At 63.1% G+C, this 19,976-nt stretch carries 23 protein-coding genes; 16 read left to right on the top strand and 7 right to left on the bottom strand.

Going from position 1 to position 19,976, the window contains the following annotated elements:
* Nucleotides 1–23: 23 nt before the first annotated feature.
* From PO860_RS10950 to PO860_RS10940, 3 genes are read right to left on the bottom strand one after another with little or no spacing between them, the layout of a single operon-like run.
* Nucleotides 24–818, bottom strand: coding sequence for a helix-turn-helix domain-containing protein (locus tag PO860_RS10950; RefSeq protein WP_273883846.1), 795 nt, complete (start codon nt 816–818; stop codon nt 24–26).
* Nucleotides 818–1,231: a nuclear transport factor 2 family protein gene (locus tag PO860_RS10945; protein WP_183607022.1), complete on the bottom strand. Its 414-nt coding sequence runs from the start codon at nt 1,229–1,231 to the stop codon at nt 818–820. The genes PO860_RS10950 and PO860_RS10945 overlap by 1 nt, the downstream gene beginning before the upstream one ends.
* Nucleotides 1,232–1,287: 56 nt before the next feature.
* Complete coding sequence (locus tag PO860_RS10940) at nt 1,288–2,073, bottom strand: TSUP family transporter (protein ID WP_183607681.1); 786 nt, start codon at nt 2,071–2,073, stop codon at nt 1,288–1,290.
* A 97-nt stretch (nt 2,074–2,170) separates the two neighbouring features.
* Here PO860_RS10940 and PO860_RS10935 point away from each other — a divergent pair, with 97 nt between their 5' ends.
* The 8 genes from PO860_RS10935 (at nt 2,171) to PO860_RS10900 (ending at nt 8,932) form a co-directional block, all read left to right on the top strand.
* Nucleotides 2,171–2,590, top strand: coding sequence for a cobalamin biosynthesis protein (locus tag PO860_RS10935; RefSeq protein ID WP_273883845.1), 420 nt, complete (start codon nt 2,171–2,173; stop codon nt 2,588–2,590).
* Nucleotides 2,591–2,713: 123 nt separating this feature from the next.
* Complete coding sequence (locus PO860_RS10930) at nt 2,714–3,664, top strand: nucleoside hydrolase (RefSeq protein WP_273883844.1); 951 nt, start codon at nt 2,714–2,716, stop codon at nt 3,662–3,664.
* Nucleotides 3,665–3,854: 190 nt separating this feature from the next.
* Complete coding sequence (cobA, locus tag PO860_RS10925; protein ID WP_273880890.1) at nt 3,855–4,694, top strand: uroporphyrinogen-III C-methyltransferase; 840 nt, start codon at nt 3,855–3,857, stop codon at nt 4,692–4,694.
* Complete coding sequence (locus PO860_RS10920) at nt 4,691–5,998, top strand: cobyrinic acid a,c-diamide synthase CobB (RefSeq protein ID WP_273880889.1); 1,308 nt, start codon at nt 4,691–4,693, stop codon at nt 5,996–5,998. Before cobA ends, PO860_RS10920 begins: the two co-directional genes overlap by 4 nt.
* Nucleotides 5,995–7,038, top strand: a complete 1,044-nt coding sequence (gene cobD / locus PO860_RS10915; RefSeq protein WP_272782386.1) for a threonine-phosphate decarboxylase CobD — start codon at nt 5,995–5,997, stop codon at nt 7,036–7,038. Before PO860_RS10920 ends, cobD begins: the two co-directional genes overlap by 4 nt.
* A complete protein-coding gene (cbiB, locus tag PO860_RS10910; protein ID WP_183607028.1) occupies nt 7,035–8,015 on the top strand; it encodes an adenosylcobinamide-phosphate synthase CbiB in 981 nt (326 codons plus the stop codon). Before cobD ends, cbiB begins: the two co-directional genes overlap by 4 nt.
* Before the next feature lie 139 nt (nt 8,016–8,154).
* Nucleotides 8,155–8,355, top strand: a complete 201-nt coding sequence (locus PO860_RS10905; RefSeq protein WP_097612989.1) for an ECs_2282 family putative zinc-binding protein — start codon at nt 8,155–8,157, stop codon at nt 8,353–8,355.
* Between the two features lie 148 nt (nt 8,356–8,503).
* A complete protein-coding gene (locus PO860_RS10900; RefSeq protein ID WP_272782387.1) occupies nt 8,504–8,932 on the top strand; it encodes a L,D-transpeptidase in 429 nt (142 codons plus the stop codon).
* A 77-nt stretch (nt 8,933–9,009) separates the two neighbouring features.
* On the opposite strand, the gene PO860_RS10895 is transcribed toward PO860_RS10900, so the two are convergent.
* Nucleotides 9,010–9,732, bottom strand: a complete 723-nt coding sequence (locus tag PO860_RS10895) for a Crp/Fnr family transcriptional regulator (protein ID WP_272782388.1) — start codon at nt 9,730–9,732, stop codon at nt 9,010–9,012.
* Between the two features lie 442 nt (nt 9,733–10,174).
* On the opposite strand from PO860_RS10895, the gene PO860_RS10890 reads away from it, so the two are divergent.
* From PO860_RS10890 to PO860_RS10860, 7 genes are all read left to right on the top strand, one after another.
* Entirely contained in the window at nt 10,175–10,453 is a 279-nt protein-coding gene (locus PO860_RS10890) for an acyl carrier protein (RefSeq protein WP_003540486.1), read from the top strand.
* A gap of 199 nt (nt 10,454–10,652) precedes the next feature.
* A complete protein-coding gene (locus PO860_RS10885) occupies nt 10,653–11,135 on the top strand; it encodes a 3-hydroxyacyl-ACP dehydratase FabZ family protein (protein WP_003540474.1) in 483 nt (160 codons plus the stop codon).
* Nucleotides 11,132–12,337: a beta-ketoacyl-ACP synthase gene (locus PO860_RS10880; protein WP_183607031.1), complete on the top strand. Its 1,206-nt coding sequence runs from the start codon at nt 11,132–11,134 to the stop codon at nt 12,335–12,337. Before PO860_RS10885 ends, PO860_RS10880 begins: the two co-directional genes overlap by 4 nt.
* Before the next feature lie 11 nt (nt 12,338–12,348).
* Complete coding sequence (locus PO860_RS10875; RefSeq protein ID WP_183607032.1) at nt 12,349–13,635, top strand: beta-ketoacyl-ACP synthase; 1,287 nt, start codon at nt 12,349–12,351, stop codon at nt 13,633–13,635.
* Between the two features lie 56 nt (nt 13,636–13,691).
* Nucleotides 13,692–14,720, top strand: a complete 1,029-nt coding sequence (locus PO860_RS10870; RefSeq protein ID WP_273883843.1) for a zinc-binding dehydrogenase — start codon at nt 13,692–13,694, stop codon at nt 14,718–14,720.
* Nucleotides 14,721–14,724: 4 nt separating this feature from the next.
* On the top strand, nt 14,725–15,660 hold the full coding sequence (locus PO860_RS10865; protein WP_273880882.1) for a lipid A biosynthesis lauroyl acyltransferase: 936 nt from the start codon (nt 14,725–14,727) through the stop codon (nt 15,658–15,660).
* 230 nt (nt 15,661–15,890) lie between these two features.
* On the top strand, nt 15,891–16,607 hold the full coding sequence (locus PO860_RS10860) for a PAS domain-containing protein (RefSeq protein WP_183607035.1): 717 nt from the start codon (nt 15,891–15,893) through the stop codon (nt 16,605–16,607).
* Between the two features lie 41 nt (nt 16,608–16,648).
* On the opposite strand, the gene PO860_RS10855 is transcribed toward PO860_RS10860, so the two are convergent.
* The 3 genes from PO860_RS10855 to PO860_RS10845 form a co-directional block, all read right to left on the bottom strand.
* A complete protein-coding gene (locus PO860_RS10855) occupies nt 16,649–17,008 on the bottom strand; it encodes a VOC family protein (RefSeq protein ID WP_097619196.1) in 360 nt (119 codons plus the stop codon).
* Nucleotides 17,009–17,407: an SRPBCC family protein gene (locus PO860_RS10850; RefSeq protein WP_183607036.1), complete on the bottom strand. Its 399-nt coding sequence runs from the start codon at nt 17,405–17,407 to the stop codon at nt 17,009–17,011. It abuts the gene before it with no gap.
* Between the two features lie 85 nt (nt 17,408–17,492).
* Entirely contained in the window at nt 17,493–18,287 is a 795-nt protein-coding gene (locus tag PO860_RS10845) for a helix-turn-helix domain-containing protein (protein WP_273881012.1), read from the bottom strand.
* Between the two features lie 208 nt (nt 18,288–18,495).
* On the opposite strand from PO860_RS10845, the gene gndA reads away from it, so the two are divergent.
* On the top strand, nt 18,496–19,947 hold the full coding sequence (gene gndA / locus PO860_RS10840) for an NADP-dependent phosphogluconate dehydrogenase (RefSeq protein ID WP_272782390.1): 1,452 nt from the start codon (nt 18,496–18,498) through the stop codon (nt 19,945–19,947).
* The last annotated feature ends 29 nt before the right edge of the window (nt 19,948–19,976 follow it).

Below are 19,976 nucleotides of genomic sequence, written 5' to 3'. Positions count from 1 at the left end.
TCTGGTGACCGAGATGGAAAGCTTCAATTGGCGAGATGGCCGCGCAGGATCGCGGCCGTTTCCTCATCGGCCGGGAAGAGCGTCTCGATTGCGAGTTCCGACAGAGTGATATCGACAGGCGTGCCGAAGACTGTTGTTGTCGAGATGAAGGAGAGAAGGCCGGCCCTCGTTGAAAGCTGCAAGGGAACGGCGATGCCGGCAAGGTCGGTATGTTGCTTGGTCGTAGCTTCAGGCGCGGGATAGGACAGCAGTTCCTTCAACAGCTTATCCAGTACCGGATCGCCCGAGACCGAAATCTGCTGACGCAACCGATCAAGGAGATGGGCGCGCCATTCCGAGAGATTGATGATGTGCGGTGCCAGCCCCTGTGGATGCAGGCTGAGGCGCAGCACATTGACCGGCGGTTCCAGCAGGGATGGATCGGCAACGGCTTCGAGCAGCGGTGCGATGGCGGCATTGACGGCGACAAGCGTCCAGTGGCGGTCGATGGCGATAGCCGGGAAGGGCTCGTGGCCTTTCAGCACCCTATCGATGGCGCGGCGCGCGGGCTCAAGGGCGGGATCATCCAGCCTGCGTTCGGCAAAGACGGGGGCGAAACCCGCCGCCAGCAGCAGCGGGTTCCGGTCGCGCAACGGCACGCCGAGGCGTTCGGCAAGATGCAGCAGCATGTCGCGGCTCGGTGTCGAGCGCCCGCTCTCGATGAAGCTCAGATGCCGTTGTGAGATATCGGCCTCAAGCGCAAGGTCGAGCTGGCTCATGCGGCGTCGCTGGCGCCATTCGCGCAGATGATCTCCAACGGAACGGGCGGTCGGCGGCATCAGGCGGCTTCCGGCAATTGGTCGATGAAGCCGCGGACGGATTTCAGCTTACCGCCTTCGAGTTCGGCGAAATCCGTGCCCTTGATCAGCGCTTCGCCATTTTCAGGGCCGAGCCCCCAGGAAAAGCGCATGACCTCGCCATAGCCGTCGGCCGCGCCGATCAGCTCAAAGCGGAAACCGGGGAATCGGCTCTGCACGGCTTCGACCAGCGAATTGATCTGCTCATGGCCTTCGCCGCGCATCAGCGGATCAATGTAGGTTGCGGCTTCGCTCCAGCTCTCGGCGATGAGAGCACGGCGGCGGGCGGCGTCCGTCTCGTTCCAGATGGCGAGGTAGCGCTCGGCATTGGTCTTTGCGTCGTTCATCGGGTCATCTCCTTTTGATCGCCTGTCAGTTCCAGGCAGCGCGATCATGCGGGAAGGCGGTGCACCCTATCAATTACGTCAGAGGTAATGGAAGCTGGTCTGCTTCAGATGCCGAGCCAGACACGCAGCGGATTTGCCGGATCGGAGAGCAGCTTGACCGCAAGGGCGACGCAGACGATCACGAGCAGCGGCTTGATGAGCTTTGCGCCGATGCGCATGGCGAGCCGCGAACCAAGCTGTGCGCCGAGGAACTGGCAGACACCCATCAACAGGCCGATCTTCCAGAGAATGGCGCCGAAGCTTGCAAAGACGATCAGCGCCCCGAGGTTCGAGCCGAAATTGAGAAGTTTGGTGTGGGCGGTGGCCTTCAGCACGCCGAAGCCGGCGAGTGTGACGAAGGCCAGCATGAAAAAGGAACCGGTGCCGGGGCCGAAGACGCCATCATAGAAGCCGATAACCGGCACCAGCGTCAGGCCGAAGGCGAAGGGCGTCATGAGACGGTGGGTGTCGAGGTCGTTGAGATTAGGCTTGACGGCAAAGAAGATGGCGATCGCCAACAGCAGCACCGGCATGATCGCCTGCAGCACCTGTCCGGGCACGATCGTGGCGAGCGCGGCGCCGAGCGCCCCGCCCATGACGGCCATCAGTACCATCGGCAATTGTTTGTTGAGCTGCACGTGGCCCTTGCGGGCATAGGCGATCGTTGCCGAGGCGGCGCCGAAGATCGACTGCACCTTGTTGGTACCGAGCGTCTGCAGCGGCGGAATGCCTGCGATCAGCATGGCGGGAACGGTGATCAGGCCGCCGCCGCCGGCAATGGCATCGACGAAACCGGCAAAGAAGGCGGCCACACAGAGCAGCAGCAGAAGATGGAGGGCAATGTCGGGCAAGACGGTATTCCAGGAGGCTTTCTGGCGGCGTTGTTGCATTTGCCGTCCCAAGCTGCAATGGCTGCGGGGACACAGCGGGGCGCATTCGACGGCTTCCATGAGCGATATTTCCTTCGAGACGGCAGAGCGGCATGTTCTCGGGCTCGGCTGCGAGCGCGGGACGCCGCCTGCAGAGGTGCTGGCGCTTGCCGTCGAGGCGTTGAGGGCAGCCGGCATCGATGGAGCGGATCTCGTGGCCATTGCTTCGATCGACAGCCGCAGGCACGAGGCGGCGATCCTTGCGGTTGCCAGCCATTTTGCCGTGCCGGCGGTGTTCTTCGATGCGCCGCGGCTTGAACAGGAAACGCCGCGGCTCAAAAATCCCTCCGCGATCGTCTTTGCCCGTGTCGGCTGTCACGGCGTGGCGGAATCGGCAGCACTTGCGGCTGCCGGCGCGGATGCGGAGCTGCTGCTCGGCAAGATCAAATCCGCGCATGCGACGGCGGCGATTGCTCGCGCCGGGTTGCAGAAAGCCTGAGGGGCGCTATGGTGGTCGATCTCGCGGCGCCGTTCGGCAGCCCAGCGATTCACATCTTTGTTAAACGCAATTACGGACGCAAAACCGCTGCACACTGCTGGAATTGCTCTATTGAGGATACACATGCACAAGGTCATTTATGACACGGATCCGGGCGTCGATGACGCCATGGCGCTTCTTTTCCTGCACCGCCATCCCGAAATCGATCTGGTCGGCATCACCACCGTTTTCGGCAATGCCTCGGTCGAGACGACGACGCGCAATGCGCTCTTCCTCAAGCGCGAATGGAATATTCCGGCACCCGTCGCCAAGGGCGCCAGCGTCACCATCGATCCCTCGCGCGCCGAGCGGGAATGGCCGGCCATGGTGCATGGCAACAACGGCCTCGGCGATATCGAGGTGCCTGAGACGATCGACCTGCCGCTCGATCCGCGCCCGGCGCATCGCTTCATCATCGACACCGTGCGCGCCAATCCCGGCGAAGTGCGGCTGGTCGCTGTCGGGCGGATGACCAATCTGGCGCGGGCGCTGAAGGAAGACCCGGAGATTGCGAGCCTGGTCAAGGACGTCGTCATCATGGGCGGCAATTTCTATGTGCCGGGCAACGTCTCGCCGGTCGCCGAAGCCAATATCCACGGCGATCCCGAAGCTGCCGACATCGTTATGACCGCACCCTGGAAGGTGGCGGTGATCGGTCTCGACGTCACCTCGATCACGGCGATGAGCCGCCGCTATCTCGGCGAGATGGCGGCCAGCGGAGACGGGGCGGTGAAGCTGCTCGACGCACTGTCGCAGTCCTACATCGATTTCTACAAGCATGCGGTCGAGGACGGCATGATGGTGCATGATAGCTGCGCCTCGGTCTATGTCGTGGCGCCCGAGCTGTTTACCACGATCACGGGCGCAGTGCGCGTCGTCTGCGGTGGCATCGCCGATGGGCAGACGGTCGTCAAGCCGGATAGCCGCCGTTTCCCGCCCGGTGACTGGGATGGTCTGCCGAGCCAGATCGTCTGCACCGGCATCGAATCGGAGAAGGTCCTCGACCTCATTCGCAACACGCTGCTTGCCGCTTGACGGCCTGGAAGGCCGGCTGCGCCGCGGCTGGCCTTTGTGATGATATTATAATGTATTCATATTGTTGGGCGGGTTTGTTGCCAAATCGAATCCGCCTCTTCGTGAAGTGAGTCATAGCAATCTTAGCAACTTCCAGTGAGGTGACGGGCGCGGCGTTGACCTTGCCCCTTGCTGGGCCTAGATCAGCAGGATGATCGATGCCGCATTCTCCCATCTTCCGGCACTGGAGCCGGGCAGCGTCTGGCTCGTCGGAGCCGGTCCGGGTGATCCCGGGCTGCTGACGCTGCTTGCCGCCAAGGGGCTCGCCGAGGCGGATGTGATCGTCCACGATGCGCTGGTCAATGAGGAATGCCTGAAGCTCGCGCATCGCGGTGCCGAGTTGGAATATGCCGGGAAACGCGGCGGCAAGCCCTCGGCCAAGCAGCGGGATATTTCGCTGCGGCTGGTGGAGTTGGCGCGGGCCGGCAAGCGGGTGCTGCGGCTGAAAGGCGGCGATCCCTTCGTCTTCGGCCGTGGCGGCGAAGAGGCGCTGACGCTGGTCGAGCACAACATCCCCTTCCGCATCGTGCCGGGCATCACCGCAGGCATCGGCGGGCTTGCCTATGCCGGCATCCCGGTGACGCATCGTGACATCAACCACGCCGTCACCTTCCTCACCGGCCATGATTCTTCCGGCATCGTGCCCGACAGGATCAACTGGGAGGCGATCGGCCGGGGCTCGCCCGTCATCGTCATGTATATGGCGATGAAACATATCGCCGAGATCAGCGCCAATCTCATCGCCGCCGGCCGGTCGCCATCCGAACCCGTCGCCTTCGTCTGCAATGCCGCCACCGGCCGGCAGCAGGTGCTGGAAACGACGCTCGGGGAGGCGACCGAGACCGTCGCCGCCTCCGGGCTGGAACCGCCGGCAGTGGTCGTCGTCGGCGAGGTGGTGCGGCTCCGGGCCTCGCTCGATTGGCTCGGCGCGCTCGGCGGGCGGCGCTTGCTGCCCGATCCGTTCCGCCGGTCCGGCAAGGTGCTGATATGAGCGGCCTCCTGATCGCAGCGCCGTCCTCCGGCGCCGGCAAGACGACGGTGACGCTCGGATTGCTCAGGGCGCTTCGCCGGCGCGGCATCGCGGTCGCGCCCGGCAAGGCAGGTCCTGACTACATCGACCCGGCCTTTCATGCGGCCGCAAGCGGCGCGCCGTGCCTGAATTTCGACCCTTGGGCGATGCGCCCCGAACTGATCTCGGCCAACTCAGCTCTTCACCGCTCCGGCGACCGCATCCTCGTCATCGAGGCGATGATGGGGCTTTTCGACGGAGCGGCAGACGGAAGAGGAACGGCGGCCGATCTTGCCGCCCAGCTCGGCCTGTCCGTGGTGCTCGTCGTCGATGCCTCGCGCATGTCGCAGTCGGTGGCGCCGCTGGTTGCCGGCTTTGCCGGTTTCCGCGCCGATGTCCGCGTTGCCGGCGTCATCCTCAACAAGGTCGGTAGCGAACGGCACGAGGCGATGCTGCGTCAGGCCCTTGAAGCTATCCGCATGCCTGTTGTCGCCGTGATCGGCAGCGACAAGGCGCTTTCCCTGCCGGAGCGTCATCTCGGTCTTGTCCAGGCCGGTGAACATGCGACCCTTGAAAGCTTTATCGATCACGCGGCGGATGCCGTCTCCGAGGAGTGTAATTTCGAATTCCTGCTGCGCATTGCCAGGCAGGGGCTCAATCGGCCATCGTCCGCCAATATCGACCGGCTGATGCCGCTGGGCGCCCGTATCGCGGTGGCACGCGATGTCGCCTTTGCCTTTTCCTATGAGCACATGCTGCTCGGCTGGCGGCGTCGGGGTGCTGCGATCTCCTTTTTCTCGCCGCTTGCGGACGAGGCGCCGGCAGGTGACGCCGATGCGATCTATCTGCCCGGCGGCTATCCCGAGCTGCATGCCGGACGGTTAGCCGAGGCGCAGAATTTCCGCGCCGGCATGCTCGATGCGGCAGCACGCGACGTCAGGATCTATGGCGAGTGCGGCGGCTACATGGTGCTCGGCGATGGGGTGATCGATGCTGGGGGGAAGCGCCACGAAATGCTCGGCCTACTGCCCGTCGTCACCAGCTATGCCGAGCGCCGGCGCCATCTCGGCTATCGCCGTGTGACGCCCCTCGACGGCGCTTTCTTCGCACGGACGATGACGGCGCATGAATTCCACTATTCCACTGTCGTTTCCGAGGGTGAGGGAAAGCGGCTGTTTGCGGCGCAGGATGCACTCGGAACCGATCTCGGTGCTGTCGGGCTGAGGCGCGACCAGGTGGCGGGCTCCTACATGCATCTGATCGATCTGGCCGGAGCGGCCACATGAGCGCACCGATCGCCCATGGCGGCGGCATCACCGCCGCTGCCGCGGCCTTCGGCGGCAGGCCGGAAGACTGGCTCGATCTTTCCACAGGCATCAATCCGTGCCCCGTCGCCCTGCCTGACATTCCGGCAAGGGCCTGGCACCGCTTGCCGGACCGCGATCTCGTCGATGAGGCAAGGGTAGCTGCGCGTGATCATTATGGCACCGGCGAGATCCTGCCGTTGCCGGTGCCCGGCACGCAATCGGTGATCCAGTTGCTGCCGCGCCTGCTTCGACAGGGCAGGCAAGTTGCCGTGACGGACGAACGGGTCGCCGTGGCGGACGACAAGGTCGCCGTGGTGTCGCCGACCTATGGCGAATATGCGCGCGCCTTCACTGCGGCGGGTTTTGCCGTTGATGCGGTCAATGATGTCGCCTCGATTGGAGCTGGGCATCGGCTTGCGGTCGTCGTCAATCCGAACAATCCCGATGGACGCGCCTGGCCGGTTGAAACGCTGGTTGCCTTGCATGACAGGATGAAGGCAGCAGGTGGGCTTCTCGTCGTCGACGAGGCCTTCGGCGATACTGATCAGTGGCTCAGCCTCGCGAGCCGTGCGCAGCAGCTTTCCAACCTGATCATCTTCCGGTCCTTCGGCAAGTTTTTCGGGCTTGCCGGCCTGCGACTCGGCTTTGCTGTTGCACGGGAGGATATCCTCGCACGTTTCGAGGATTGGCTAGGCCCTTGGGCGGTCTCCGGCCCGGCGCTGTCGATTGCTGCCTCGCTGCTGCGTTCGGACGCTTCGACTATCGGCAGCCGCATCGATGAACGTTGCGCCGGCCTGCATGCGGCGCTGGAGGGTGCCGGGTTGCGAATAGCAGGAGGGACGGCGCTCTTCACCCTTGTCGCCGATACGAGGGCGAACGACATTTACACGCATCTGTGCCGCCATCATATTCTCGTCCGCAAGTTCGATTATGCGCCGGAGTGGCTGCGTTTCGGGCTGACGCCCGATCCGGCGGCGGACAGGCGGCTTGGCGAAGCCCTTCAGGGATTTGAGCGATGACGATCGACGAAAACCTTCTCGTGCTGCTTCTGGCGCTACTGCTCGACCGGATCGCCGGCGATCCGCAATGGCTGTGGTCGCGGGTGCCGCATCCCGTCGTCATCTTCGGCGCGGCGATCTCCTATGCCGACCAACAGCTCAATCCCTCAAGCCTGACGGGCTCCCAACGCCGGATGAACGGCGTTGCCGCGATCCTGACGCTGCTGCTTCTGTCGATCGCCGCAGGCTTCGTGTTCGACCGGTTCTTCGCGCTCTTCGGCCTTGCCGGCATCGTGCTGGAGGCCGGTCTTGTGGCGATCTTCCTGGCGCAGAAGAGCCTTGCCGATCATGTCGCGGCCGTCGCTACCGCTCTGCGCGACCACGGGCTTGCCGGCGGGCGAGCCGCTGTTTCGCGCATCGTCGGGCGCGATCCGGAGACGCTGGACGAGCCGGCCGTCTGCCGCGCGGCGATCGAAAGCCTTGCCGAAAACTTCTCCGACGGCGTGGTGGCCCCGGCGCTCTGGTATGCCGTCTTCGGCCTGCCGGGACTGATTGCCTACAAAATGTTGAACACGGCGGATTCGATGATCGGCCACAGGTCGGAAAAATACATCGATTTCGGATGGGCGGCCGCCCGGCTCGACGATATCGCCAACTGGCCGGCCGCCCGGCTCTCCATCCTGCTGATTGCCGCCGGCGCCTGGATCCGGCGGGGCATCAGCCCCTGCCGCGAGGCGATCCGGGTGGGGATGCGCGATGGTGGCCTGCACCGTTCGCCGAATTCCGGCCGGCCGGAGGCGGCGATGGCCGGTGCTCTTAACGTCCAGCTCGCCGGCCCCCGCATCTACGGCGGTGTCATCGTAACCGAGCCGATGATCAACGATGCCGGCCGGGACGTGGCAACCGCAGGCGATATCGACGACGGCGTGTCGGTGTTTAATGCGAGCTGCATGGTGCTCGCCGGTGTTACGTTCGGGTTGTTCTTGTGTTTTCTGTAGCGCGTGCCGTGAGAATGCCCTCTCTGCCCGGCGGGGCAGAAAGGGTATCCCACGGCGCACCCACGCTCCCCGGTAGACAGCCCTCACTCAAACGTTTATTCCGACCGCCTCATACCTCCATCAGTCCGGAAGCAGAGCAATGACAGTCCAGGTTGAACTACCGTGCCCGAAGTGCAAAAGCACCAAGATGAAGTTCGAGCGTGCCGAGATCCGCGAGACCGACATCATCACCTGTGCCGCCTGCGGTCATAATCTCGGCACCATGGCCTCGATCCGCCAGAAAATGAACAAGGCCTACCAGCAGCTCAAGCAGCCTTCGGCGGCACGCAAGCTGCAGTGAGGTGGCCGCTGTCTTGCGGTGCCGTTTTCGGCTGAAACCTGTTAAAATTGTGATTACCATTCGGGTTAAAGCTAAATAGAAAGTATTTCCCTAGTCTCTCTGTCGTGAGGGCGCAGTTAAAACTGCGCGGGTGCGAAGAGGGGTTATCATGAAGACGATTTTGGCGGCTGCGGCCGCAAGTTTATTGCTGCAGTTTTCTCCGGTTGCCGCTCAAGCCGCAACCCTGGTTGCCAATATCAGCATCGGCAAGCAGACGATGACCGTCACCGAGAACGGTTGGGTGAAGTATCGCTGGAAGGTCTCGACTGCGCGCAACGGCTATGTCACGCCGACGGGTTCATGGAGCGCCAAGTGGCTGTCGCGCGATCATCGTTCGCGGAAATACGACAATGCACCAATGCCCTATGCGGTGTTCTTCAACGGTGGTTATGCCGTTCACGCCACCTACGACCTGAAGCGCCTGGGCCGGCCTGCCTCGCACGGCTGCGTCCGCTTGCATCCCGACAATGCAGCCCAGTTCTTCTCGCTGGCGCGCCAAGCTGGTCTTGCCAATACCCGCGTGGTCATTACGCGCTAACCCGCGCTAACCGCAAGGTTATGCGCCGTGCTAATCGCAAGGTTAGTGCCGCGCCAACTCCGGATAGGCGCTCCCGTTTACGTGCTGATTTTCTTTTCCAGCTCATCCATGTCGGGGACGATGATATGTCGGAAATTCTCGATGCGGATGACGCCGCTCTTGCGCAGCCTGGTCATCTGGCGGCTGACGGTTTCGATCGTCAGCCCCAGGAAATCGGCGATCTCGGCGCGTGACAGCGGCAGGTCGAAGGCGGCGCTCGTTGCCCTTTGCGGCTCGGCATGGGTGGCGATGAGGTGGAGCAGGCTTGCGACCTTTTCCTCGGCAGTGCGCCGGCCGAGCGTCAGCATCCATTCGCGCGCGGCATCCAGCTCCTTCAGCGCCTGATCGTGCAGACTGCGCTGCAGCTCCGGCGTCTCCGATATCATGCGGTCGAGCAGGTTGCGGGGGAAGACGCAGATTTCGGCATCGGTCGCAGCCTCGGCCGACAGCGTGCTTTCGCGCACGAAAGGCCTGCCGATGAAATCGGGGGCGAATTGCAGGCCGACGATCTGCTGGCGCCCGTCTGGCATCACCTTGCAGAGCTTCACCACGCCGCGCATGATGTTCGAATAGAAAGAGCTTTCCGACCCTTGGGCGACGATCTCGCAGCCGGCATCGACCTTGCGGCGCAGCGAGTGGCGGCCGAGTTCACGCAGCTGGCTGCTCGACAAGGCGCCGCAGACGACGCCCTGCCGCGCCTGGCAGGACCGGCAGGCGACGGGGATGCCAAGCTCGAGAACCTCACCATGTGCGACGTCCATACCGTGATCCCTTCGAAATCCTGATGCCCCCCGGCCATGCCGGGCATGACCAGCATGCCGGGCATCTCCCCGACGATTACGCCGCGATCGCGGGTTCGGCTATCCCGATTTCTTCCCGCGCCGTTTGATCATTATCAATTTTGCCGGGATCGCGATTTGATCCAGATCAACTGTCGGTGCCTGCGGTTCCTGCGGGGAGGCGTTTGCGAGAGGGGAAGGCCGCACGCGGTTTTGATTCGGACGGTTTGGTCGCTCCGCTGGCGCAGCGGGCTTCCGGCACCGGCATCGCCTGTAGCCCCGATGATGGCAAAGGCCTGCATTCCATTGCTGTTTAGGCAACACCCGGCCGGCAAATTGCCGCAACGCCCGGACGAAAGCATTGGCTTTTGAAATGGATTTGCCTATGAGGAGGTTTAAATCGTCATTTCATGAGGTACAGCGCGTGACCGCTACATTCGATAAAGTTGCCGACATTATTGCAGAAACCAGCGAGATCGACCGCGCGACGATCACGCCGGAGAGCCATACGATCGACGACCTCGGTATCGACAGTCTCGATTTCCTCGATATCGTCTTTGCGATCGACAAGGAATTCGGCATCAAGATTCCGCTCGAAAAGTGGACGCAGGAAGTCAACGAGGGCAAGGTTTCCACCGAAGAATATTTCGTGCTGAAGAACCTCTGCGCCAAGATCGACGAGCTCAAAGCAGCCAAGGCCTGAGCGATATAATAGTCTCTATTTGAACGCCCTGCCGCCCTTGATATGGCGGCCGGGCGGTTTCGTTCCTAACTAGTGCACGCCGCCCAAATGTGTGCAGCGGTTTTGGGACAACGGCATGTACAAGAGCAAAGACCTGAAGTGCGACGCGCTTCAGGCGTCACCGGCGGGCGGATCTGGCCTGTCGGGCCGGAGGATCCGAATGCTGCTGGAATATTTCCAGATGATTGACCGCGTCGAAGCGGTGGACCTGAAGAAGGGCACGCTCAAGGCGCGATCCGTCGTGCCGGCCAAGAGCCCCGTCTTCGAGGGCCATTTTCCCGGCATGCCGCTGGTTCCCGGCGTGCTCCTGATCGAGACCATGGCGCAGGCCTCCGGCATGCTGGTGCTCGCCGTCACCAATTTCGCCGCCATGCCCTTCCTGATGACGGTCGACGGCGCCAAGATGCGCACCTTCGTCGAACCGGAAGCCGTGCTCGACATCGAGGCGGTGCTCGAGCACGATGGTTCGGGTTTTGCGGTCACCAAGGCTAAAATCACCAGCGGCGGCAAGAAGGTCTGCGATGCGCAGCTGAAGCTTCGCACCATGCCGTTTTCCGAGGTGCCGCTCGGCGATATCGTGAAGAAACGTGCCGGCGAGATCGGGCTTTTGGAAGCGATCGCGGCTCAGGGAGTGATTGGATGAGCAAGGCTGCAAACGACGTCGTCATCTCGGGCATCGGCATCGTCACCTGTCAGGGCGTCGGCAAGGATGCGCATATCGCGCTGCTTTCGGCCGCAAGCGCGCCCAAGGCGATCGTCGAGACCGAGAAATTCAAGCCCTATCCGGTGCATCCGCTGCCGGAGATCGACTGGTCGCAGCAGATCGCCAAGCGCGGCGACCAGCGCCAGATGGAGAACTGGCAGCGCATCGGCGTCTTCGCCGCCGGCCTTGCGCTCGATGATGCCGGTTTCAAGGACGATATCGAGGCCTGCGGCACGATGGACATGATTGTGGCGGCCGGGGGCGGCGAGCGCGACATCAATGTCGATACGCTGATCGTCGACGAGGCGCTGAAGCGCAATGACCGCGAGCTGCTTTTGAACGAGAAGCTGACGACCGAACTCAGGCCGACGCTGTTTCTCGCCCAGCTTTCCAACCTGCTCGCCGGCAATATTTCGATCGTGCACAAGGTCACCGGCTCGTCACGCACCTTCATGGGTGAAGAAGCGGCTGGCATTTCGGCCGTCGAGACCGCCTTCTACCGCATCAAGTCCGGCGAATCCTCGCATGCGCTGGTTGGCGGCGCCTTTGCGGCCGAGCGGCCCGACATGATCCTGCTCACAGAGGCGATCGGCGCCCATGCGCGCGGCGACTGGGTGCCGCTCTGGTCGCGCAGACCCAGCGACGGCGGCGGCATGATCACCGGTTCGGCAGGCGCCTTCCTGGTGCTTGAATCGCGCCAGCATGCTAGAGCCCGCGGCGCCCATATCTATGCCGTCATCGACGCCGTCGAGGGCGACCGCGGCAATCGTAATGCCGGTAATTTCGAAGTCAGGCTGGAGCGCCTCCTGGCGCCGGCCGCCGGCCTTGCCGCCGAGAGCACGGCGATCTTTTCCGGTTCGACCGGCATGCACGATCTTGCCGCCCGCGAGCGGGCGGTGCTCGAACATCAATTGCCCGACGTTGCAATCCGCGGCTTCGGCGGCGTCACCGGCCATACGATCGAGACGCAGTTCACGCTGGGTCTGGCGCTCGCAGCCCTTGCCGTCGACGGCAAGGCCAAGGTTCCGCCCTTCGATGCCGCCCATGAGGCGCCGATGCGGGCAGGCGCCACTGCCGCCATCGTGACCACGGTCGGCCACCAGCGCGGCGAGGGCGTTGCCGTTCTTTCCGCAGATGCGTGAGGAGTAAGGACATGACAGCTTCCGCTTACAGGGATCATCTCGGCCGTCCGATCGTTGCCGTCACAGGCATGGGCATCATCACCTCGCTCGGCCAGGGCCTCAGCGACAACTGGTCGGCCCTGACCTCCGGAACGTCGGGCATCCACGAGATCAACCGCTTCCCGACCGAGGGACTGTCGACGCGCATTGCCGGCACGGTCGATTTCATCGGCATTCCGGCGCCGAACGCCGTCGAGCGTTCCTATGCCTTCGCCCGCGAAACGACGATCGAGGCGCTGGCCGATGCCGGCCTTTCCGGCGATTTCAACGGCCCGCTGTTCCTCGCCGCCCCGCCGATCGAGCCGGAATGGAGCGCGCGTTTCGAGCTTGCCGACCGTTCGCCGGCATCCGATCATCCGGGGGATGCCTATGAGCGCTTCCTGACGGCGCTGCGCCAGCGGCCGGACCCGGCGTTCCATGAGGCAGCACTGTTCGGCGCTATTTCCGAGCGCCTTGCCGACCGGTTCGGCACCCGCGGCCTTCCCGTGACGCTGTCGACCGCCTGCGCTTCCGGCGTCACGGCGATCCAGCTCGGCATCGAGGCAATCCGCCAGGGCCGTACGACCCGGGCGCTGACGGTTGCGACCGACGGCTCGCTGAGCGCCGAAGCGCTGATCCGCTTCTCGCTGCTGTCTGCGCTTTCGACCCAGAACGATCCGCCGACCAAGGCCTCCAAGCCATTCAGCAAGGATCGCGACGGCTTCGTCATCGCCGAAGGCGCGGCGACGCTGGTGCTGGAATCGCTGGAATCAGCGGTTGCCCGCGGCGCCAAGGTGCTCGGCATCATGAAGGGCGCCGGCGACAAGGCCGATAGCTTCCACCGCACCCGGTCGTCGCCTGACGGCGGCCCGGCGATTGCGACGATCCGCGCAGCGCTCGCCGATGCCGGCATGAGCGAGGGCGATATCGGCTATATCAATGCCCACGGCACCTCGACGCCTGAGAACGACAAGATGGAATATGGTTCGATGTCAGCCGTCTTCGGTGAGAAGCTGGTCGGCATTCCGGTCTCGTCGAACAAGTCGATGATCGGCCACACGCTGACGGCGGCCGGCGCCGTCGAGGCGGTGTTCTCGCTGCAGACGATGCTGACCGGGACGCTGCCGCCGACCATCAACTATAACAACCCCGATCCGTCGATCGTTCTGGATGTCGTGCCGAACAAAAAGCGGGAAGCTCAGGTTTCAGCCGTGCTTTCCAACTCCTTCGGCTTCGGGGGGCAGAATGCCAGCCTTGTCATGGCGCTCGAACCGGCTTAAGCGGTTCGCGACAATTTCAAAACAAGAAGACCGTCTTGAAGGCGAGGGATTTTGCCATGCGCGCTTTGCAACTGATCGATGACCGCAAACTTGAGATCACCGACCTGCCGGAACCGGACGCGCCTGCCGCCGGCGAGGTGACGTTGCGTGTCAAGGCGGTGGCGCTCAATCATATCGACGTCTGGGGCTGGCGCGGCATGGCTTTTGCCAAGCGCAAGATGCCGCTGGTCATCGGTGCGGAAGCTTCTGGCGTCGTCGAGGCGATCGGGCCGGGCGTCGCCAACGTGCTGCCGGGCCAGCTCGTCTCCATTTACGGCGCGCGCACCTGCGGCCTCTGCCGTCCCTGCCGCGAAGGCCGCGACAATCTCTGCGAACATGTTTCCGGCGTGCACGGCTTCCATCTCGATGGCTTTGCGCAGGAGAAGGTCAACCTTCCCTCGCGTCTGTTAGTACCGGCCCCTCCCGGCGTCGACGCGATCGGCGCGGCGCTTGCGCCCGTTACCTTCGGCACCGTCGAGCACATGCTGTTCGACAATGCCAAGCTCGAGCCCGGCGAGACGATCCTCGTCCATGCCGGCGGCTCCGGCATCGGAACGGCGGCGATCCAGCTTGCCAAGAAGATCGGCTGCACCGTCATCACTACGGTCGGATCCGACGACAAGATCGAAAAGGCCAAGGCGCTCGGCGCCGATCACGTCATCAACTACCGCACCGAACGCTTCGAGGGCGTGGTGCGCAAGCTCACCAAGAAGAAGGGTGTCGACGTCGTCTTCGAACATGTCGGCAAGGATACCTGGGCCGGCTCGATGCTCTGCATGAAGCGCGGCGGGCGGCTCGTCACCTGCGGGTCGACCTCAGGTGTTTCCACCGAGATGAACCTGATGATGCTGTTTCAGCAGCAATTGAAGCTCTTCGGCTCCTTCGGCTGCCGCATGGAGAACATGGCGGATGCGATGCAGAAAATGGGCCGTGGACTCGTCCGTCCCGTCATCGACACCGAGGTCAGCTTCAGCGATATCGACCGGGCATTGGAACGGATGGAATCGCGCCAGATCTTCGGCAAGATCATCCTGAAGATGGATTGACCGCGTGAAGCTCTTCATCACCCGAATCGTTCTGGCGCTGAGGAATTTCCAGCAATGGCTGGTGGCCCAGGTAATGTTCGGTTTCCTGAATGTGCTGAAGCTGTTTCCGGCCGATGGCGCGATCCGCTTCGCCGACAGGCTGATGCGCCGCCTCGGCCGGCGGACCCGCCGCCACAGGCTGATGCTGACCAATCTGCGCAACGCCTTCCCCGAGAAGAGCGAGGCTGAGATCGAGGAGATCGCACTCGGCAGCTGGGGCAATATGGGTCGGCTGGCCGCCGAATATGTCTTCCTCGACCAGTTGTTCGATTTCGATCCCGAAAAGTTGGAGCCGGGCAGGGTGGAGGTGTCGGGCATCCCTGTCTTTCTCGACCTGCGTGACAATCCGCGGCCCTTCATCGTTTTCACCGGCCATACCGCCAACTTCGAACTGTTGCCGGTGGCGGGCGCTGCCTTCGGGCTTCATGTGACCGTGCTCTTCCGGCCGCCGAACAATCCTTATGTCGCTAAGAAGGTGTTCGACTTCAGGAGCGCGCGCATGGGCAAGCTGGTGCCCTCGCATGCCGGCTCCTCCTTCGCGCTCGCCCGGCAGCTGGAAGCAGGCCAGGGCGTGGGCGTGCTCGTCGACCAGAAATTCCGCAAGGGGCTGAAGGGCACCTTCTTCGGACGCGAGGTCAAGACCAATCCGCTGCTGCCGAAGCTGGTGCGCCAGTTCGATTGCGAGGTCTATCCGGCGCGCTGCATCCGGCTGCCCGGAAATCGCTACCGGCTGGAAATCGAGCCGCGGCTGGATATGCCGCGCGACGCCAAGGGCAATCTCGACCTGCCGGCGGCCGCCCAGCTGCTCAACGACAAGGTGGAAAGCTGGGTGCGGGAATATCCGGAACAGTGGCTCTGGTATCACGATCGCTGGCAAATCAAGCAGACGCTCGCGCCTTAGAAAGGGAGTCGCGTCGGGGCTGGAATCTGGAATCTGTTCCAAATGAAAAAGGTCCACCCTCATTTATCAGCGGTGAAAAGCGGCAGGTCCTGTCGGATTGAAACCGGGAACACTTCATGTTACCCGTCACCACTAAGGCGCGAATAATGTCTACTGCAGGGCGCATTTTAGAGGTGTAGCCAGGTCAGGTTTCGGACTCGTCTCTTGGGACAATGGGAGTTGGAGGCGTCTTGTTGGAGCTTTTTCGAGCTTTTTCCTTGCGTTGTACGCAAATCGAGGACGCCATACGCCTCGGCGACGATCAGCGCGTCACGGCGCTCGACCGCCATGTCGAGCCACTGGTCGAGGCCATCCTCGCCCACCGGGCGGTCAATCTGCTCGAAGTCTACATGCAACTGCAGTTTGTGACGCATCTGATCGGCCAGGACGCCGACGACAGCGCCAGCGTCACCGACCACACGACGGTGCTTTCCTTCCTGCTCGACCGTTATTTCGGGACACATGGGCCGGACTGGCGCGTGCCTTCGCCGCAGGATGCGCGCATCGAGCCGCCGGCGGCCTATGTCCCGGATACCGATAACGGCCAGTTCCTCAACGCGGTGATCCTTGACAGCATGCCGGATCGGGTGGCGGTGCTGACAAGGGATTATCGCTACCTCTATTCCAATCCCGCCAACAGCGCCCATCTCGACAGAAAGCCGATGGAACTGATCGGCCGTCATCTTTCCGAATTCATCGGCGAGGAGCGGTTTGCCGAATGCGCCAAGCACAAGCTCGACACCTGTTTTGCCGGCGGCCAGATCGACTACACCTATGAGCGCTCGGCCGGCAACGCCGGATCGCGGCAGGTGCGCTGTCGCATGTCACCGCTGCGCGACGCCGGCGGCACGGTGATCGGCGCGCTGATCGTCATGGGAGATATCGATCGGCAGCCGCAGGCTGGCTGATCCGATGCCTGCCTGCGGCTGCCTGATCATCGACTTTGCCCTCAGGCGGTCGCCCAGACGGCCAGTTCGTAACCGTCGCGGTCGAGGAAGTGGAAGCGGCGACCGCCGGGAAAATCGGTAATCGGCCGGCAGATCGTGCCGCCGGCCCTTTCGACCGAGGTCAGCACCTCTTCCAGATCCTTGGCATAGACGACGACAAGCGGGCCGCCCGGCCGCACGGGGCCGAAATCGGTGAAACCGCCCTTCAGCCGGCCATCGTCGAATTCGCAATAGTTCGGGCCGTAATCGGTGAAACGCCAGCCGAAGGCCGAGCCGTAAAAGGCTTTGGCGGCGGCGATGTCGGCGACGTTGAATTCGACATAATCGATGCGGCGATCGTGGTTTTCTGATTTATCGGCCATCTATCTCTCCATCAGGGCTTTCAGCATGGCGAGATCCTTCTCGACATGGGCGGCATCGGCGGCAAACTGCGCATCGGTCATGCCGGGTAGGCGCAACAGCGTGAACATGACCTCGCAGCCATCGCCGTTCGGCACGATGCGCAGCGCATTATAGACCCTGAGACCGGATTCGATCGTCACCGTATGGTCGATCACGCCGAATTCATTGGTCGGCACGAAGCTCACCTTGACGCTGCCAAGAGCGCCGTGGGCGATCCAATCGGCACCGTGAGGCTCGAGGCCGGTTGCGAGGCCGGAGGCCCAGAGCGGCATATTCTCCGGCTTGCCGGCGAAATCATAGACGTCGCGCCAGTCGCGCTCGATCGACAGGTGGATGATTTTCGCGGACATTGTCGGCATGGCTTGCAGGTCCTTGGCATTTGGTTTCGTCAGAATAACAGACCGGCCGGCAGCGTCTTGAACAAAACGGTCAGCCCGGCCTTTCTCACTTGCTGAACTGGTCGAGTTGGCCGAGCTGGCCGAGAATGACGGCGGGCGTCAGTGTCGACAGTTCGCCGACCTCGCGCGTCATGTGGGGCTGGTCGGCAAAGCCCGCTTCGAGTGCAAGCCGGGCAAGCGGCATCACGTCCGACCTGCGGCAGAGGTCGAGGAAACGCTGAAACCGGCGGATGCGTTCCAACGTCTTGGCGCCATAGCCGAAATGGTGGTGGCAGCGGCGGCGCAGCTGCCTTTCGCTCATGCCAAGCCGATCGAGCAGACCGGACGCCGGGTGACCGCTATCGGCGGCGGCGAAGATCATGGCGGCGTCGCGGGCGGGTTCTTCCTCATCGCCGGCCGCCTTTTCGAGCAGGCGGCCAAACAGCGCCATGGCTGTCGAAGGATCGGGACAATCACCAAGCCGCGCCTCGAATTCCGCCGTATCCTTCCGGCCGATGTCGCCGAGCGGTACCGAACAGCCGACCAGCGCCGAGAGCGGTGTCTTCAGCCAGGGTGCCGCGGCCCCAGGCGCAAAACGTGCGCCGATGACGATCGTGCCGGGTCGGAGAACGGGAAAGGCCGCCGTCCTGTCGGGACCGGCGACGACCAGCCGGTCGTCGATCAAGAGGAGGTCGCAATAGCCGTCCGGCACGATCGCCACCATTGCCGGCGGTCCGTCATGCAGCGCATGCGACCAGAGCCGGCTGAAATGGCGTCTGAGCGGCGGCGGTGGCGCATACTCGCGGTAGCGGCCGGCGCGGGCCGCCAGCAGTGCCGTATCTTTCCGTCTTTCCGATGCCAATGCGATATCTCCCGAAACGCCGATGATACCATCAGATAGGGCGTTGAGGGCAGGTCGCGCAAAAACCTGCTGTCCGCCGATCAGCTTGCCGCCGGCCAGTTGTCGGACAAGTCGGCGTTGCAAGCCTCATTTCATTGGCTTTTGCGAACCGATTAGACCCTTGGCAGACTTGCCGTTTGACCGAGACAGTGCCACAACACCGGTCCAAATGACACATCGGAGGTTTGTCGTGGAAAAGGCAGAAATCGGACTGATCGGCCTTGCGGTCATGGGCTCCAACCTGGCGCTCAACATCGCGGAAAAAGGCAATAAAATCGCGGTGTTCAACCGCACGCCGGAGAAAACCGACGAATTCTACGAGAGCGCCGGCGATCTGAAGAAGCAGATCATTCCCTGCAAGACCATCGAAGAATTCGTCGATGCGATCCGGCCGCCGCGCCCGATCATCATCATGATCAAGGCGGGCGATGCCGTCGACCAGCAGATGGAGGCGCTACGTCCGCATCTTTCCAAGGGCGACATCATGATCGATGCCGGCAACGCCAATTTCCGCGACACCGTCGCCCGCTTCGACCGCCTGAAGAATACCGATCTGACCTTCATCGGCATGGGTGTTTCCGGCGGCGAGGAAGGTGCACGTCACGGCCCGTCGATCATGGTCGGCGGCACCGAGGAATCCTGGAAGCGTGTCGAGAAGGTGCTGACCTCGATTGCCGCCCGCTACAATGACGAGCCCTGCGTCGCCTGGCTCGGCAATGACGGTGCCGGCCATTTCGTCAAGACCATTCATAACGGCATCGAATATGCCGATATGCAGATGATCGCCGAAATCTACGGCATCCTGCGTGACGGCCTCGGCAAGAGTGCCTCCGACATCTCCGGCATCTTCGGCGAGTGGAACAAGGGCCGGCTGAACTCCTACCTGATCGAGATCTCCGAGAAGGTGCTTGCCGCCAACGACCCCGTCTCCGGCGGTCCGATGGTCGATATGATCCTCGACAAAGCGGGCCAGAAGGGCACCGGCAAATGGTCGGCAATCGAGGCGCAGAATATGGGCATTCCGGCAACGGCGATCGAAGCCGCGGTCGCTGCCCGCAGCCTTTCCTCGATGAAGTCGCAGCGCGAAGCCGCCGAAAAGATCTTCGGCACCCAGGCTGTGTCCTTCCCGATCGCCTACGGTCCCGAGCTCAACAAGGATCTGGAGCTGGCGCTGTTCGCCGCCAAGATCGGCGCCTATGCGCAGGGCTTCGCGGTGATGGCGGAAGCCTCGCGCGAGTTCAACTGGTCGCTGCCGATGCCGACGATCGCCCGTATCTGGCGCGCCGGCTGCATCATCCGCTCGCAGTTCCTCGACGAGATCACCTCGGCCTTCACCAAGGCCCCCGATGCCGCGAACCTGATCGTCACGCCGGCCTTCTCGGAAATGGTCAAGGAATCGATCCCGGCGCTTCGCCGCGTCGTCGCTGCCGCCATTTCGGCCGGCCTGCCGGTGCCGGCACTGACCTCGGCGCTGACCTATTTCGACGCCTATCGCCAGGGCAGGGGAACGGCAAACCTCATCCAGGCCCAGCGCGACTTCTTCGGCGCCCACGGCTTCGACCGCCTGGATGGCAAGGATTTCCACCACGGCCCCTGGGGCAGCGGCGCGTCAACCTTCTGAGGTTCGCCGAGAAGAGATCAAGGAAGAGC

The sequence above is a fragment of the Rhizobium binxianense genome (assembly GCF_028994275.1).
Classification (GTDB): Bacteria; Pseudomonadota; Alphaproteobacteria; order Rhizobiales; family Rhizobiaceae; genus Rhizobium; species Rhizobium binxianense.
This window is presented reverse-complemented; position numbering and strand designations above follow the sequence as displayed.

What these genes read in the sequence shown, in the direction of transcription:
- PO860_RS10905 (WP_097612989.1), top strand. Translation starts at nt 8,155, where the DNA reads ATGACAGTCCAGGTTGAACTACCGTGCCCGAAGTGCAAAAGCACCAAG.
- PO860_RS10950 (WP_273883846.1), bottom strand. Translation starts at nt 818, where the DNA reads ATGCCGCCGACCGCCCGTTCCGTTGGAGATCATCTGCGCGAATGGCGC.
- gndA (WP_272782390.1), top strand. Translation starts at nt 18,496, where the DNA reads ATGACACATCGGAGGTTTGTCGTGGAAAAGGCAGAAATCGGACTGATC.
- PO860_RS10935 (WP_273883845.1), top strand. Translation starts at nt 2,171, where the DNA reads ATGAGCGATATTTCCTTCGAGACGGCAGAGCGGCATGTTCTCGGGCTC.
- PO860_RS10870 (WP_273883843.1), top strand. Translation starts at nt 13,692, where the DNA reads ATGCGCGCTTTGCAACTGATCGATGACCGCAAACTTGAGATCACCGAC.
- PO860_RS10920 (WP_273880889.1), top strand. Translation starts at nt 4,691, where the DNA reads ATGAGCGGCCTCCTGATCGCAGCGCCGTCCTCCGGCGCCGGCAAGACG.
- PO860_RS10855 (WP_097619196.1), bottom strand. Translation starts at nt 17,008, where the DNA reads ATGGCCGATAAATCAGAAAACCACGATCGCCGCATCGATTATGTCGAA.
- cbiB (WP_183607028.1), top strand. Translation starts at nt 7,035, where the DNA reads ATGACGATCGACGAAAACCTTCTCGTGCTGCTTCTGGCGCTACTGCTC.
- PO860_RS10875 (WP_183607032.1), top strand. Translation starts at nt 12,349, where the DNA reads ATGACAGCTTCCGCTTACAGGGATCATCTCGGCCGTCCGATCGTTGCC.
- PO860_RS10930 (WP_273883844.1), top strand. Translation starts at nt 2,714, where the DNA reads ATGCACAAGGTCATTTATGACACGGATCCGGGCGTCGATGACGCCATG.
- PO860_RS10945 (WP_183607022.1), bottom strand. Translation starts at nt 1,231, where the DNA reads ATGATCGCGCTGCCTGGAACTGACAGGCGATCAAAAGGAGATGACCCG.
- PO860_RS10885 (WP_003540474.1), top strand. Translation starts at nt 10,653, where the DNA reads ATGCTGCTGGAATATTTCCAGATGATTGACCGCGTCGAAGCGGTGGAC.
- PO860_RS10900 (WP_272782387.1), top strand. Translation starts at nt 8,504, where the DNA reads ATGAAGACGATTTTGGCGGCTGCGGCCGCAAGTTTATTGCTGCAGTTT.
- cobA (WP_273880890.1), top strand. Translation starts at nt 3,855, where the DNA reads ATGATCGATGCCGCATTCTCCCATCTTCCGGCACTGGAGCCGGGCAGC.
- PO860_RS10880 (WP_183607031.1), top strand. Translation starts at nt 11,132, where the DNA reads ATGAGCAAGGCTGCAAACGACGTCGTCATCTCGGGCATCGGCATCGTC.
- cobD (WP_272782386.1), top strand. Translation starts at nt 5,995, where the DNA reads ATGAGCGCACCGATCGCCCATGGCGGCGGCATCACCGCCGCTGCCGCG.
- PO860_RS10850 (WP_183607036.1), bottom strand. Translation starts at nt 17,407, where the DNA reads ATGCCGACAATGTCCGCGAAAATCATCCACCTGTCGATCGAGCGCGAC.
- PO860_RS10895 (WP_272782388.1), bottom strand. Translation starts at nt 9,732, where the DNA reads ATGGACGTCGCACATGGTGAGGTTCTCGAGCTTGGCATCCCCGTCGCC.